This is a genomic window from Streptomyces sp. NPDC004629, assembly GCF_042873595.1.
GTDB lineage: Bacteria > Actinomycetota > Actinomycetes > Streptomycetales > Streptomycetaceae > Streptomyces.
In genome coordinates this window covers 106,525-121,550 of sequence record NZ_JBIALO010000002.1, presented here as the reverse complement: position 1 = coordinate 121,550, position 15,026 = coordinate 106,525, and the positions used below count along the sequence as shown (strand labels likewise).

The window sequence follows — 15,026 nt, the reverse complement described above, 5'->3', positions numbered from 1 at the left end:
CGTGGTGGAGGGGCGTCAGGTCGTCCTCGGTGATGCCGAGCGAGGCCGGCGTCTGCCACGGCCGCACCGTGCCGCCGGCGGCGCCGTACGCCACCGCGTCCTGGTTCGCGTGCTCGCTCACGAGGCTCCCCCGCCGAGCGGGGCGCGGGAGGCCGGCCGGGCACCGCGGCGGGCGACGCGCGACCACAGCAGCTGGGAGATGAGCCAGCGTCGCATCGCGCCGAGATGGGCGGGCGAGCCGTGCACGTCGTCGAACGTCCTGAACCGGACGTCGTGGAGCGTGTCGCGCAGCAGCGTGCGCTCCGTGTCCGGGATGATCTCGTCTCGGCTGCTGACGACGTACCTGACGGGGATGCGCAGGTGCCCGAGCTGCTTCGGTGTGAGGGCGAACTCCGGTAGGCGGGCGCGGAGTTCAGTGAGGTCGCCGCTGCCGGTGAGCCGGCGCAGGGTGTCCGCGGTGATACCGGGTACGCGCGGCCACCACGTCTCGTCGGCGAAGAAACCGGCGACGGGCGCGCCCACGGTGAGGACGCGGCGGATGCGCGGGTCCTCGACGGCGGCGCGCAGCGCGAGGTGGCCGCTGAAGCTGAGGGCGAGCATCGAGGTGTCGTGGACCCGGGCGCGGTCGGCGAGCCCGTCGAGCAGCAGGCCGAGGGTGCGCCAGGAGTCGGGGCCGTAGGTGACGGTGTTCTCGCCGACGCCCGGCAGTTCGGTGACGACGGCCGCGTAGCCGAGTCTGCGCAGCAGGGGCAGCAGCGGCGCCCACTGTTCCTTGACGCTGACGATGCCGCCCATGACGACCAGCAGCGGGCGGGACCTGCCGAGTCCGGCGGCCCAGCAGGCGATGGTTTCGCCGCCGTGGTCGAACTCCAGGCGTTCGATGCCGTCCTGGCCGCGGCGCCACTGGTCGAAGGTGTCGACGCAGAGCCGCTGGGCGGTTCGGCGGTCGGGGTCGCCGTGGTACGGGAAGCGGGCGAGCGCGTAGTGCCGGCACGCGTCGAGCAGGTCGCCGCGGTCGGCGGCGGCCCGGCCCTCGGCGGTCCACACCGCGGGCCAGGAGTCCGGGTCCCCGGTGGTTTCGTTGGTGATCCGGGCGAGCACACGCGTGGCGTGCTCGGCCGTCATGCCCTGGCCGCGGGCGTGCAGGCGGGCGAATTCCTTGAGTTCTTCGAGATGGTCCATGAAGGTCGGTCACCGTCCCCGGTCGGTGCAGTGCGCCGTCGCTGCGGCGCGGACCGTGGCCGCGGGGCCCGGTCGACTGCGATGTGCGGCGGCGTTGGCCGGCCGGTGTCGTACGGCCTGTGAGCGGGGCCGTACGACACCGGTGCGGCCGCCCGCGGCACAAAGGCGTGCCGCGGCGTCGGTGGTCAGCCCAGCCGGGCGAGGTGATGCTCGACGGCGTCGGCCGCGACGGCCGGACCGTCCACGGACCGCATGCGCTCCCGCAGGGCCCGCACCCGGTCGGTCACGGACGCGTCGCCCGTCACCCGGGCCGCGGCCTCGCGCAGGCTCTGCACCGTGACGTCCTCCTTGGCCAGCCGGCGGCCGAGGCCCAGCTCCGCCACGCGCTGGGCGTTCGCCCGCTGCTCGCTCGTCTGTGGCACGACCACCATGGGCACGCCGTTGTCCAGCGACTCCATGGTGCTGTTCATCCCGCCGTGGGTGATGAACAGCCGGGCGTGGCGCAGCACGTCGAGCTGCGGCGCGTACCGCCGTACGTCGACGTTCGCGGGCAGCGGTCCGAAACCGGCCGGGTCGGTGTGCTCGCCGACGGTGATGAGGACGTCCCACTCGGAGTCGCCGAAGGCTTCGATGGCCGTCGTGAAGAACTCCGGCCAGCCCCTGGCCGAGGTGCCGAGCGAGATCAGCAGCACCGGCCGGTCCGCGGAGGCCGGCTGCCAGCTGCCCTGGTAGGGGCGTTCGGCGATGCAGGGACCGGTGAAGACGAACCGTTCGTCGAAGGTGTCGCCCGCGTACTGGAATTCGCGCGGGAGGAAGACGATGCCGAGTTGTTCGATCGACGAGAGGAAACCCATCGGGTCGGCGGGCAGGCCGAACCGGGGCAGCACACCGGCGAGCTTGTGCACCGCCTCCATGATCTGCGGGTCGTTCAGCTCCGCGACCGGGAACTTCTCCCGCAGCGAGAAGTGTTCGTTGGCGCCGAACACCGGATAGGTGCGGATCAGCGGGATGTCGTGTTCGGCGGCGAAGAAACGCGCTCCCCAGGCCATGAAGTCGTGCACGATCACATCCGGCCGGTTCTCCTCGTAGTACGGCGCGACCTGTTCCACGAGCGAGGTGCTCTCGTCCAGGCACCGCAGCCCCTCGCCCGCGTTCTCCTCGGCGGTCAGCGGGGCCCGGTAGAAGTCGCCGAAGACCGAGTCGTAGCGGACCGGTTCGGCGCCCGCGGCCTTCACGATGGGGGCGAAGTGGTCCGTCACGGTGCAGGTGACGCGATGGCCGCGCCTCACCAGCTCCTCGACCACGCCGATCGTGGGATTGACATGGCCTACGGCCGGAAAGTTGAAGAAAGCAATGTGGCGTTGCACGAGTGTGTCTCCTTCCATGCGCTGCCGGTGTCCTTCGGCCGGTCGTCGCCGAAGCGTCCGGGCAGCGGCCGCTCATCCGGTTGCGTCGGGTTCCTCGCGTGAGGCGGACCGGTGTATCTCGTCGAGGAGTTCGGCCTGCCGCAGGGTGGCGCCGTCGTCCGGCTCGGTTCCGGTGCGCACCGCGGCGGCGAAGGCCGCGACGGTGGCCGCCACCTGATCGTGCGGTGCGAGCCGGATCTCCTCGGCCGTTCGGCCGCGGTTGAGGCCGATCACGGGGACGTGGTCGGCGGGCGGGGTGAACGCCCGGTCGACGGTGATGCTGCCCTCGCTGCCCCACAGTTCGTACGCCGAGCGGTAGGCGTGCTCCATGCCGAAGGTGATCTGGGCCGTGACGGTGCCGGGGGTGCCCAGCAACGCGGCACCCGAGGTCTCGACCCGCCGTCCCTCGCCCCGTGTGAGGCGGGCGCCGACGACGTCGAGCCGGTCGCCCAGGAAGTGCAGCGCGGCCCGCAGCGGGTAGACGCCGACGTCGGCCAGCGCCCCGCCGCCGAGTTCCGGGTCGTAACGGATGTCCGCTTCCGCCAGCGGGGGGATGGTGAACGCCGCGTGGAACGCGCGCAGTTCACCGATCGCGCCGTCGGCGACCAGGCGCCGCACGGCCTCGTGCCGGTGGTGGTGGACGAACATGATGTTCTCCATGAGCACCAGGCCCCGGCGGCGGGCGAGTTCGAGCAGTTCCGCGGTGCGCCGGGGGTCGGTGGTCAGGGGCTTCTCGGCGAGGACGGGCCGGCCCGTGCGCAGCGCCGCCTCGGTCCACCGGGCGTGCAGGGCCGCGGGCAGCGGCACGTAGACGGCCTGGATGTCGTCCTGTTGGAGGAGTTCGGCGTAGCCGCGCACCGCACGGCAGCCGAAGCGTTCCGCGACCTGCCGTGCCTTGGCCGCATCACGGCTGGCGACGGCCGCGATCTCGATGTCGGGGCAGGCGGCGAACGCGGGGAGCATACGGCGCACCGCGATGCCCGCGCATCCGATCACCCCCATCCGCAAGGGGTGCGTCACCGGTCCTGCTCCGCGATCGCGTTGAGGCAGGCGAGCATGGTGCGGGCCTGGACGTTGAGGTAGTGGCCGTGCCGGACCAGGGACGTGAGCTGTCCGGGGGTGACCCAGGCGTAGCCGGGCGGCGGGGTGAGCGGCGCGTCGGTCTCGTCCGCCCGGACGACGAGGAAGCGGCTCTCGGCGTTGAGGAAGCGGCCGCCCTCCTCGGAGTGCACGACCTCGTAACGGATGCGGTCCGGCCCCGCGCCCAGCACCGTGTCCAGGAATCCGGGGCGTTGTTTCTCGGGCAGGTGTGCGTAGTTGTCCGGGGTGCACTGCACGGTCGGGCCGAGTTCGACGGTGTCGAGGAAGCCGCCCTCGACCCGGGCGTGCACCAGCACATGTGCAACGCCGTCGAACTCGCGGGTGAGGAAGGCGGTGACGCCGAGGCCGACCGGCTCGAACAGGGGCTGGGTCCAGCCCGTCACCTCGCGGTTCTCCGCCTGTACGGACACGGCCACGACCTTGAAGTAGCGGCCTTCGCCGTGCTCGATCGCGCTCTCGCCGCGCTTCCAGCCGGGGATGGAGTCCAGCGGGACGCGCTCGGCCCGCACGCTGTGCCGGGTGCGCTCGCCCGTGATCCACGAGTGCAGTTCGGTGTCGGAGAGCAGCGCGCCGTGCGAGGCGTCCGCGACGGGCAGGCAGGACAGCACGGTGCGGGAGTCCATGTTGACCACGTTGTCCCGGTGCAGCAGTGCGTGGATCTGGCCGAGGGTGAGCCAGCAGAAGTCGTCGTGCAGCGGCACGTCGCCGACGGCCTCCACCACCATGTTGCGGTTGGCTTTGCGGTAGAACCACGAGCCGTGCTCGGACTGGAGCACGTCCGCGACGATCCGGCCGCGGTCGGGCCCGACGAAGTACTCGATGTACTTGACGTCCCCGCCCTGGTGGGCCTTGGTGTAGTTGCTGCGGGTCGCCTGGACCGTGGGCGAGAGCTGGAGCAGGTTCGGGTTGCCGGGCTCCATCTTCGCCTGCATCAGGAAGTGCAGCACCCCGTCGAACTCCTTGACGAGGATGCCGAGGACACCCACTTCGGGCTGTTTGATGATGGGCTGGTACCAGTCGGCGTACGGGCCGTCGCCGTAGGGTTCACCTTCCTCCGTGACGTGCAGGCCCTCGACGGTGAAGAACCGGCCGCTGCGGTGCACGAGGTTGCCGGTGGACTCCTGGAAGGACCAGCCGTCCAGTTCCGCGAACGGTATCCGCTCCACCCGGAAGGTATGGGCCCTGCCCCGTTCGGCCAGCCAGTCGCCGAAGTGCTCGGTGCGCAGGTGTGCGCCCTCGGTGGTGGCGGCCGACAGGGCGATGCGGGCGGGCAGGCTCTTGTTCTCACGTGTCTGGAGGATGTGGGACGGCATCGGAGGGACTCCCCGCCTTTCTCGTGATGCGTACGCGGCCCGGTCAGGCATGTTCGGCCGCGAGGAAGTCGTTGAGGACGAGGCGGTAGTAGTCGGGGCCGAAGCCCATGTCCGCCACCTGAGGGACCAGGGCGCGCAGTTTCTCGGTGGAGATGGCGTACTGGACGCCGGTGTCCACGTACTCCTTGCGCGGCGTGAGCCCCAGCGCGCGGGCGAGGTGGTCGACGATGTCCTCCACCGGGACGGCGTGTCCGGAGGCCACGTTGACCGTGTCGGCCCGCAGACCGGCGGCGAGCAGCCGGTCGATGATCGTGATCGCGTCGCCGACCCGGATCAGGTCCCGACAGGCGCCCCGGTGCATGGCCACCGCCCCTTCGCGGACCTGCCGCAGCAGCGTGGGGATGAGCTGGTGGTACCGGCCGTGCGGACCCACCAGGTGTGCCAGCCGGAGGATCAGATGGTCGGCCCCTGAGTCGCGCAGTTGCTCCTCAAGGGCGAGTTTGTGTGCGCCGTAGGGGGTGTAGGGGGTCACCGGGGTGTCCTCCCTGCCGGGTCCCTCGGCGAACCCGTACATTCCCGTCGCGGCCGTCGAGAAGAACACCAGCCGCGCTCCGGTGGCCGCGCACTGCTTGGCGACGTCGCGCAGCAGTGCGGCCTCCCGTGCGAAGTCCGCGTCCAAGGCGCCGCTCGTCCTGGACTCCCCCGCCGCGAGGGCCACGGTGCCCGGATGCCGGCCGGCCAGCGGACGCAGGCTCCGCGCCAGGAATCCGGTTCCCACTATCTCCATCGTCGTCGTCCTGATCTCTGCGTGGGAGGCGGTCCGTCGGGCTCAGCCGCGCTGGGCCACGAACTCCTTGATCGTGGCGGTCATGTAGTCGAGCATTTCGTCGGTGAGCCCCGGGTAGACGCCGATCCAGAAGGTGTGCTCGGTGATGACGTCGCTGTGGGTGAGGTCGCCGACGACGCGGTGGGGGCGGCCGATGTAGGCCGGCTGGCGGGTGAGGTTGCCGGCGAACAGCCGGCGGGTGCCGATCTTGCGTTCCTCCAGGTGGTCGACCAGTTCGGCGCGGGTGAAGGGGGCCTCGGGGTCGACGGTGATGACGAAACCGAACCAGCTCGGTTCGGACCGCGGGGTCGGCTCGGGCAGCAGCAGGCCCGGCACGCCGTCCAGTCCCTCGCGCAGCCGGCGCCAGTTGCGTCGCCGTGCCTCGATGAAGCCGTCCAGCTTGTCGAGCTGCGCGAGGCCGAGGGCGGCCTGGATGTCGGTTCCCTTCAGGTTGTAACCGACGTGGGAGAAGATGTACTTGTGGTCGTATCCGGCGGGCAGGTCGCCCATCTGGTACTCGAACCGCTTGAAGCAGGTGTTGTTCTTGCCGGGTTCGCACCAGCAGTCCCGCCCCCAGTCGCGCAGCGACTCCACGATGCGGGCGAGGGCCAGGTTCGAGGTGAGGACGCAGCCGCCCTCGCCCATGGTGAGGTGGTGCGCGGGGTAGAAGCTGACCGTGGTCAGGTCGCCGAAGCTGCCGGTGAGCTGTCCGTCGTAGGTGGAGCCGACCGCGTCGCAGTTGTCCTCGATGAGGAAGAGGTCGTGTTCCTTGGCGAGTTGGGCCACCTCGGCGACCTCGAAGGGGTTGCCGAGCGCGTGCGCGATGATGATCGCCCGGGTCTTCGGGCCGATGGCCCGCGCCACCCGGTCGGCGGTGGTGTTGTACGTGGCCAGGTCGACGTCCACGAACACCGGCAGGAGGCCGTTCTGCAGGATCGGGTTGACGGTGGTGGGGAAGCCGGCCGCGACGGTGATCACCTCGTCGCCCGGCCGCAGCCGCCGGTCGCCGAGCTGGTGCGAGGTGAGGGCCGTGACGGCGAGCAGGTTCGCCGACGAGCCGGAGTTGGTCAGATGGGCCTTGCGGCGCCGCAGGCGCTTGGCGAACGCGGACTCGAACGTCCTGGAGCTGGGTCCGGCGGCGATGCGCATGGTCAGCGCGGCCTCGACGAGCGCGACCCGGTCCGCTTCGTCCAGGACCGCGCCGGAGGGCCAGATCTCGGTGACGCCGGGCACGAACTCCCGGTCGGGTGCGGTCTGCCGGTGGTAGCCGCGGACCGCGTCCAGCACCCGTTCCTTGAGGTCGCTGTGGTGGCTGTTGCCGCTCATCGTCATGTCCTTCCGTTGACGGGCGTCGGCACCGTGGCCGAGAGCAGGTCGCGCAGCGAGGCGTCGAGGGTGCGCCGCGGCTGCCAGCCCAGGACCCGCAGCGCCCGTGAGACGTCCAGTTGCTGCCACTGCGCGTCGGTGCGCGAGGGCCGGTCGGAGGCGGTCTCGACGACCGGGATGCGCACGCCGCTGAGTTCGACCATGCGGTGGACCAGCGCGTCCATCGGGACCGCCGCGCCGCGGCCGATGTTGACCACCCGGCCGCTCAGGCCGGTGCCGGGCGCGGTGGCGGCGGCCCGTACGGCGTCGACGGCGTCGTGCACGTCGACGACGTCGCGGTGGGCGCGCAGCGGCGGCAGCCTCAGCTCCTCCGGTTCCCTGCCCAGGTGCCGGGCACGGGCGGCCTCGCCGAGGTGTGCGGCGATGCAGCCGAAGAGGCTGCCGGCCGGCACCCCGGCGCCGATCACATTGGCGAGGCGGAGCACCACGCCGTCCAGGCCGTCCTCGGCCGCGGCCCGCAGGACGGTACGGGTGCCGAGCAGTTTGGTGCGCCCGTACGGTGTGACGGGAGCGGGCTCCTGGTCCTCGCGGGTGCCGACGCCCGGTGTGCCGGCGCCGTACTCGTGGACGGTGCCGAGCTGGATCAGCCGCGGCGGGCGGGGCAGTGGTGTGAGCGCCTCGGTGACCCGGGCGACGAGGTCGGCGTTGCCCGCGGTCATCTCGGCCTCGTCACCCCGCCAGACCAGGCCGGCGGCGTTGACCACCACATCGGGGCGTACCGAACCGAAGAACCCGGCGAGTTCGCGTGGACCTGCGGCCAGCAGGTCCAGGGGGATGCGGTGGTCGTCCGCGGGGCCGTCCTGGGCGGGGCTGCGGGACACCAGGTGCACCAGGGCGCCGTCGGCGCGGAACGCCTCGCCGATGCGGCGGCCCAGGTAGCCGGTGCCGCCGAGCACCACGACACGGAGCCCGGCCGCTCCGCCGCTGTCAGCCGTCCGCACGTTCGGCCCCGTACTTGACGGTCTTCCACCAGTCGGGGTTGTCCCGGTACCAGGCCACCGTGGCGGCCAGGCCCTCGTCGAACCCAGTCAGCGGCGCGTAGCCCAGCTCTTCCCGGATCTTGGACTCGTCGATGGAGTACCGCAGGTCGTGCGCCTTGCGGTCGGCGACGTGGCGGATCATCTCCGGTCCGCAGCCGGTCAGTTCGAGCAGCCGCTCGGTGATGGCGCGGTTGGTCCGCTCGTTGCCGCCGCCGATGTTGTAGACCTCGCCGGCCCGGCCGCCCCGGAGCACCAGGTGGATGCCGCGGCAGTGGTCGTCCACGTGCAGCCATTCGCGGATGTTGCGTCCGTCGCCGTACAGCGGCACCTGCCGCCCCTCCAGGAGGTTGGTGACGAACAGCGGGATGAGTTTCTCCGGGTGCTGGTGGGGCCCGTAGTTGTTGGAGCAGCGGGTGAGGGAGAGGTTCACCCCGTGGGTGCGCCAGTAGGTGCGGGCGACCAGGTCGGAGCATGCCTTGGAGGCCGCGTAGGGGGTGTTGGGCAGCAGCGGCCGGTCCTCGCTCCAGGAGCCCTCGGCGATCGAGCCGTACACCTCGTCGGTGGAGACGTGCACGACCCGTTCGACGCCGCTGTCCAGCACGGCGTCGAGGAGCGTCTGGGTGCCCAGCACGTTGGTGCGGAAGAACTCTCCGGCGCCCTCAAGCGAGCGGTCCACGTGGGACTCCGCGGCGAAGTGCACCACGGCGTCGTGTCCGGGCAGCAGTTCGCGCAGCAGGCCCGGGTCGCAGACATCGCCCCGGACGAACTCAAGGCGCGGGTGCGAGGCCGGCAGGTTGGCGCGGTTGCCGGCGTAGGTGAGCTTGTCCAGGGCGGTGACCTGGGCGCCTTCCCAGCCCGCGTAGGTGTCCGCGAGGAGGTTGCGGACGAAGTTGGAGCCGATGAAACCGGCCGCGCCGGTGATGAGGATCCTCATGCCGCGACTTCCACTCGGGTGTGGTCTCCGACGACCAGGCGGTAACCGTCCGTGCTCTGCTCGCTGGTGCCGACGCAGGCGGAGCGGCCGATGACGGAACTGCGCAGGCCCTGGACGCCGGTGACCGACGCCCCGTCCAGGGCGATGGAGTACTCCAGGCGGCTTCCGCTGACGGTGCAGCCACGCCCGATGGAGGTGTGCGGGCCGATGTGGCTGTCCTCCACGACCGTGCCGACGCCGATGATCGCCGGTCCCTCGACGCGGGAGCGCACGATGCGCGCGCCCTCCTCCACGACGACCGGCCCCGCCAGCACGCTGGCGTCGTCGACCGCGCCGGCCATGTGGGGCCGCAGGCTCTCCAGGATGTGCCGGTTGCACTCCAGGACGTCCTCGACGTTCCCGGTGTCCTTCCAGTAGCCCTCGTACTGGCCGGCCCGTACGTCCGCGCCGGCCGACACCAGCCACTGGACGGCGTCGGTGATCTCCAGCTCGCCGCGGGCGCTGGGCTCGATGGCCCGCACCGCCTCGTGGATGGCGGCGGTGAAGAAGTACACGCCCATCAGGGCCAGGTCGCTGCGCGGCTGCTGCGGCTTCTCCACCAGGCGCAGCACCTCGCCGCCCGCCCCGAGTTCGGCCACGCCGAAGGCGCGCGGGTCCGGGACCTTGTACACCACGACATGGGCGGCCGGGCGGTGCGCGGCGAACTCCTCGGCGATGCCGGCGATGCCCTCGGGCAGCATGTTGTCGCCGAGGTACATCACGAAGTCGTCGTCGCCGAGGAAGTCGCGGGCGATGGCGACGGTGTGGGCGAGGCCGAGCGGTGCGTCCTGCTGGATGTAGGTCAGCCGGGCCCCGAACCGCGATCCGTCCCCGAGTGCCTGGCGGATCTCGGGGCCGCGGTCGCCGACGATGACCCCGATCTCGGTCACGCCCAGGTCGAGGATGTTCCTCAGGACGTATTCCAGGACGGGTGTGTTGGCGATGGGGATGAGCTGTTTGGGCATCGAGTAGCTGAAGGGCCGTAGGCGGGTGCCCGATCCGCCGGACAGCACCAGAGCCTTCATGGCAGGTCCTCTCGATTCATGTGGTGGTGCCTCTTCGGTCTGGTGCGCGTCTCGCGGCCGCTCGGCCGTGCACCTGTGGTCCCGGTGCGCCGGCGGCCGGCAGGACAAGGGGGCGATGCCGCGTCAGGCGGCGTGGTGGCCGGACAGCGTGCCCGCTGCCAGGGCCTCGGCCAGCGTGGGTGCCTTCGCGTCCTTGTCGGAGAGCAGCGGTGTCCCCGCGCAGTTCCAGGGCAGGTCCAGGTCGGGGTCGAGCGGGTTGATGTCGATCTGGGTGCCGGGGACGTAGGTGCTGGAGACGACGTAGCAGATGCAGGCGTCGTCGGTGAGCGCGAGGAAGCCGTGGCCGACGCCCTCCGGGACGTACACGGACCGGCCCGAGGCGGCGTCGAGTTCGTTCACCTGGTGCCGGCCGAAGGCGGGCGAGCCGACCCTGAGGTCGACGACGATGTCCCGCAGCGCGCCCCGGACGCAGGTGACGAACTTGGCCTGCCCCGGGGGGATGGTCACGCTGTGGATGCCGCGCAGGGTGTGCCGCCTGGACACCGAGTAGTTGATCTGCCGGGGCCGGAAGACGATTCCCGCGGACCGCTCCAGTTCGTCGGACCGCATCGACTCGTAGAACACGCCCCGGTCGTCGGATATCTGGTCCGGCTCGATCAGGAACGTGCCGGGGATGGTGGTTTCCTCGATGCGCACGGCTCGCTCGCCTTCCCGTCCTGGATTCGACTCGTGCGGTGCGGGCCTCAGCCGCGGTGTTCCGCGGTCAGCCGCTCCAGGACCGGGACCACGTCCTTGGGTGCCGGGGCGGCCAGCATGTCGTCGTACAGACCGCGGGCCCCGAGCCGGAAGGACGGCTCCTCAAGGAGCCGGACGAGGTCCTTGTGCAGGTCGGCGACGTCGATCGCCGCGGGTTCTGCGGCCAGTCCCGCGCCGCGGCGCACGACGTAGCGCGCGGTGACCATCTCGTCCCACATCGGCAGCGGCACGACGAGCTGGGGCACCTGGAAGGCCACGGCCGCGGCGAACGTTCCGCCGCCGCCGTGGTGGATGATCGCCGAGCTGGTGGGCAGCAGCTGGTTGAGCGGTACGTACTCGATGGCGCGGACGTTGTCCGGGAGGGTGCCCACGGCGCTGAGCTGCTCGCCGTTGAGTGTCGCGACGAGTTCCAGGTCCAGGCCGGACACGGAGTCGAAGAACTCCCGCATCGGGAAACCGCTGTGCTGACCGGCGAGCAGCCGCCGGCTCACCCCGAGGGTGAGCACCGCGCGGGGCCGCTCGGGCCGGGAGTGCAGCCACGGGGGCAGCGTGGCGGCCCCGTTGTAGGGGACCCGGCGGACCGGGACGTACGTCAGGTCCAGCGGGGTGCGCATCCGGGACTGGGTGAGGTCCAGGGTCCACTGCCCGACCAGTGTCTCCTCGGTGAAGTCGAGGCCGTAGCGCTGCAGCGCCGGGCCCAGCCACCGCATCCACGGGTCCTCGGTCAGCTCCGAGGACGGATCGGCCAGCTCCTGCCGCGTCCTGGCACGGATCAGGCCGATGTTGTCCATGCCGAACAGCAGCCGCGCGTGGGCGGCGCCGCAGGCGCGTGCGGCCACGGCCCCGGTCGGCGCCAGCGGGTCCCACAGCACCAGGTCCGGGCGCCAGTTGCGGGCGAACTCCACCAGGTCGTCGAGGACCGGCCGCCGCCCGCCCTCGGCCGGCTCGGGCGGGTAGTACGCGTGGAACATGCCCGCGAGGACGGCCCTGGTGGTGCGCCAGGCGTTCTCGTCGTCGGGGTCGAGGGCCAGGGTGGGCCGGTCGGGTCCCGCGGCGGCGATGAGCGGCGCCAGCGAGGCGGTGAGTTCCTCCTTGTCGCCCAGCGACACGGCGGTGAGGCCGGCCGCGGTGATGTTCGGGATCACCTTCGGGTCGACCACGCCCTCGGGGCTCGCCAGGACGACCTCGTGGCCGGCACTCTGCAACGCCCAGGCCAGCGGGATGGCCGGATACAGGTGTGCCGATGTCGGAAAGATGGTGAATAGAACGCGCATCGCTGACCTCTCCGAGACTGCCGGCCCGACGCCGACGCATGCTGTTCGCTCGAATCCTGCGAGGGCGCTCTAAAGAGCCGCTTGTGCACGGCGCGCGGCACGCGACCGCCGGGTGCCGGGCCGCACGCGGTTCGTCCCGGCGGGAGCGGACACGGCCCGGCACCCGGTGACCGAAATACTTCTTTCCGGATGCCGGAGTTCCGGATGTGCTTGCGTTCGGGCCGCTTTTTCGACTACTCGTACTCTTAGCGGGAAGCGACGGGTTCGCCCGCACGGGAGGGCACGGAAAAGGTGAATCCGTTTCAACTCTTCGCCATAAGGCCGTTGGTTCCGCAAAATTGAGCTGGTAAGACCCTGATTGCTGCACAGTCTTTACGACGGTGACTTATCATCCCCCGCAGGCAGGATGGCGCACATAGTTGCGAGAGGCCGTGCAGATGATGGACAGTCACGACCGTTCCGACAGTGCGGACGAGTCGAGGGGCAGCAGACCCGGGGCGGTGACCCCGCCCGGACCCGTCCATCACCTCCCCGCACCCCGGATCGCCCGCACCGTCCTCATCACCGCACTGCTGGGCTGCGCGCTCCTCACCGCGACCGGCATCCTGACCGCCGGCGGATCCCCGGCGGCCGAGGCGACGGGCCTGGTCCTGCTTCCGGCGCTGCTCACGCTGTACCTCCTGCACTGCACACCGTCCGGCAACCGGGCGTCCCTGAAGCACAGATGCCTGACCCTGGCCGTCCAGGCACTCCTGACCTATCTGCCGTTCGTGATCTTCGACGTCCTCTGGGAGACCATGGCCGGCTACCTCGCCGCCTCGCTCCTGCTCCTGCTGCCCCGCCGCGCGGCCTGGCCCCTGTACGCGGCCGTGGGGCTCAGCGTCCTCGTCCCGGCCCTCCTCCAGGGCCGGGACCTGCTCCACAGCGTCCATCTCGCCCACACCACCCTGCTCACCGGGCTCGTGCTGTACGGACTCGCCCGGCTCACCGGGCTCATCACACACCTGCACACCACCCGGGGCGAACTGGCCCGCCAGGCGGTCACCGGGGAACGGCTCCGCTTCGCCCGCGACCTGCACGACCTCCTCGGTTTCAGCCTCTCCGCCATCACGCTCAAGAGCGAACTCGTCCACCAGCTCATCGCGACCCAGCCCGCCCGCGCCATGAAGGAGATCGACGAGGTCCTGGCCATCGCCGGCCAGTCCCTCACCGACGTCCGCAAGGCCGCCAGCGGTTACCGCACCCTGTCGCTCCAGCAGGAGATCAAGGCGGCGCAGTCCATGCTGCACGCCGCCGGCATCCGGGTACGCACGGAAGGCGAACTCGGCACGCTCTCCCCGCACCTCGACACCGCGCTCGCCACCACCCTGCGTGAAGCGGTCACCAATCTGCTGCGGCACAGCAACGCCGCGTACTGCCGCATCAGTGCCGCCCAACACGACGGTGTCGTAAGGCTCCTGGTGGAAAACGACGGTGTCGATCACGCCTACCACAACCCGGCGCCGCACAGCGGCAACGGGCTCGGCAACCTGCGCACCCGTATGACCGCAATAGGCGGGCGCCTCGAATCGGGTACCGGAAAGGACGGCACATTCCGCCTCGTCGCGGAAGCGCCCGTCAGAAAACCGACGGAAACCTCCGCGGAACCGCGGGACATCATGGTCCCGCGCAACGGATCGGCCGCATGATCACGTGCCTTTGCGGCAACAGTACGGACCACGACACCTCGCCACGATCCGGCCTCTCACGGACCGCAGACGGGAGCTCAGTGATACGGATACTGCTCGCCGAGGACATGAACATGGTCCGCGGCGCACTGGTCGCTCTGCTGAATCTCCAGGACGATCTCGAAGTGGTCTGCGAGGTCGAACGCGGGGACCAGATCGTCGACATGGCGCTCAAACACCGGCCCGATGTGGCCATCATCGACATCGACCTGCCCGGTGTCGACGGTCTGTCGGCCGCCACCCGGCTACGGGAACGGCTCCCCCAGTGCCGCACCCTCATCCTGACCAGCCTCGGCCGCCCCGGCACCCTGCGCCGGGCCCTGGAGGCACGGGTCTCCGGCTATCTCCTCAAGGACGCCCCGTCCGGCGAACTCGCCCTGGCCGTACGGCGGGTGGCGGCCGGTCACCGGGCCGTGGACCCGGAACTGGCGCTGGCCGCCTGGGGCGAGTTCGAGAGCCCCCTCACCGACCGGGAGACCCAGGTGCTGCGGCTCGCGGCGGAGGGCGCGGAGGCCCGGGAGATCGCCTCCATGCTCCGGTTGTCGGCGGGGACGGTGCGCAACTACCTGACCACCATCGTCAGCAAACTGAACGCGCGTAACCGCGTCGACGCGATCCGCATCGCCCGGGACGCGGACTGGCTGCCGTGACGGCAGGGCCGTCCTGGCGGCCGCGGGCCCTCGCGGGGGCGGACGGCGGACCCTCGGCGCTCACCCGCGGGAGCCACGTCCACCGGACCGACCGCCCACGGCTGCGGCCGAGCCGACCCCCTTCCCACACACCGCCCCGGACCGCCCCACCGAAGCCGGCACCCACGGCGATCACCAGCCGTCCCACACCGCCCCGGACCGGGGACCCGGCACCCACGGCGTTCACCAGCCGTCCCACGCCGCCTCCCGCACCGGCCCCCGGGTGGATCCACCGCGACCGTGGGCCTGGTCACCGGGTCCCGCGGCAGCGTGGGCCGGCTTTGGTCGGTCACAAGGGGCGCTCACTACCGTGCGGCGGCAGGCAGCCAGCTGCGTCGACGGGAAGGAGCGGCCGGTGGCCGTTGACACGACGGATACGAGTGACACG

The 15,026-nt window shown here is 71.2% G+C and carries 13 protein-coding genes; 2 read left to right on the top strand and 11 right to left on the bottom strand.

Annotated features, from left to right (window positions below; translation table 11 throughout):
• Window positions 1-117: 117 nt before the first annotated feature.
• The 11 genes from ACFYTE_RS03480 to ACFYTE_RS03430 form a co-directional block, all read right to left on the bottom strand.
• Window positions 118-1,182, bottom strand: a complete 1,065-nt coding sequence (locus tag ACFYTE_RS03480) for an alpha/beta fold hydrolase (RefSeq protein ID WP_388704311.1) — start codon at window positions 1,180-1,182, stop codon at window positions 118-120.
• 185 nt (window positions 1,183-1,367) lie between these two features.
• The gene (locus ACFYTE_RS03475; protein ID WP_388704308.1) at window positions 1,368-2,549 is read right to left on the bottom strand and encodes a macrolide family glycosyltransferase; all 1,182 of its coding nucleotides are present in this window, start codon (window positions 2,547-2,549) and stop codon (window positions 1,368-1,370) included.
• Between the two features lie 72 nt (window positions 2,550-2,621).
• Window positions 2,622-3,590 (bottom strand): Gfo/Idh/MocA family protein, encoded by a 969-nt coding sequence (locus ACFYTE_RS03470; protein WP_388705154.1) that lies wholly within the window; start codon window positions 3,588-3,590, stop codon window positions 2,622-2,624.
• Window positions 3,591-3,604: 14 nt separating this feature from the next.
• Window positions 3,605-5,002: an NDP-hexose 2,3-dehydratase family protein gene (locus tag ACFYTE_RS03465; RefSeq protein ID WP_388704305.1), complete on the bottom strand. Its 1,398-nt coding sequence runs from the start codon at window positions 5,000-5,002 to the stop codon at window positions 3,605-3,607.
• Between the two features lie 43 nt (window positions 5,003-5,045).
• A complete protein-coding gene (locus ACFYTE_RS03460) occupies window positions 5,046-5,789 on the bottom strand; it encodes an NAD-dependent epimerase/dehydratase family protein (protein WP_388704302.1) in 744 nt (247 codons plus the stop codon).
• 42 nt (window positions 5,790-5,831) lie between these two features.
• A complete protein-coding gene (gene rfbH, locus ACFYTE_RS03455) occupies window positions 5,832-7,154 on the bottom strand; it encodes a lipopolysaccharide biosynthesis protein RfbH (RefSeq protein WP_388704299.1) in 1,323 nt (440 codons plus the stop codon).
• A 2-nt stretch (window positions 7,155-7,156) separates the two neighbouring features.
• Window positions 7,157-8,155, bottom strand: coding sequence for an NAD-dependent epimerase/dehydratase family protein (locus ACFYTE_RS03450; protein ID WP_388704296.1), 999 nt, complete (start codon window positions 8,153-8,155; stop codon window positions 7,157-7,159).
• Window positions 8,142-9,128 carry a dTDP-glucose 4,6-dehydratase gene (gene rfbB, locus ACFYTE_RS03445; RefSeq protein WP_388704293.1) on the bottom strand — a complete coding sequence of 329 codons (987 nt, stop codon included), beginning with the start codon at window positions 9,126-9,128 and terminating at the stop codon, window positions 8,142-8,144. The genes ACFYTE_RS03450 and rfbB overlap by 14 nt, the downstream gene beginning before the upstream one ends.
• On the bottom strand, window positions 9,125-10,192 hold the full coding sequence (locus ACFYTE_RS03440) for a glucose-1-phosphate thymidylyltransferase (RefSeq protein ID WP_388704290.1): 1,068 nt from the start codon (window positions 10,190-10,192) through the stop codon (window positions 9,125-9,127). The genes rfbB and ACFYTE_RS03440 overlap by 4 nt, the downstream gene beginning before the upstream one ends.
• A 123-nt stretch (window positions 10,193-10,315) precedes the next feature.
• Window positions 10,316-10,888, bottom strand: coding sequence for a dTDP-4-dehydrorhamnose 3,5-epimerase family protein (locus ACFYTE_RS03435; RefSeq protein ID WP_388704287.1), 573 nt, complete (start codon window positions 10,886-10,888; stop codon window positions 10,316-10,318).
• Window positions 10,889-10,935: 47 nt separating this feature from the next.
• Complete coding sequence (locus ACFYTE_RS03430) at window positions 10,936-12,222, bottom strand: activator-dependent family glycosyltransferase (protein ID WP_388704284.1); 1,287 nt, start codon at window positions 12,220-12,222, stop codon at window positions 10,936-10,938.
• Between the two features lie 500 nt (window positions 12,223-12,722).
• On the opposite strand from ACFYTE_RS03430, the gene ACFYTE_RS03425 reads away from it, so the two are divergent.
• Complete coding sequence (locus ACFYTE_RS03425) at window positions 12,723-13,910, top strand: sensor histidine kinase (protein ID WP_388704281.1); 1,188 nt, start codon at window positions 12,723-12,725, stop codon at window positions 13,908-13,910.
• An 80-nt stretch (window positions 13,911-13,990) separates the two neighbouring features.
• Window positions 13,991-14,599 (top strand): response regulator transcription factor, encoded by a 609-nt coding sequence (locus ACFYTE_RS03420; protein WP_351737581.1) that lies wholly within the window; start codon window positions 13,991-13,993, stop codon window positions 14,597-14,599.
• The last annotated feature ends 427 nt before the right edge of the window (window positions 14,600-15,026 follow it).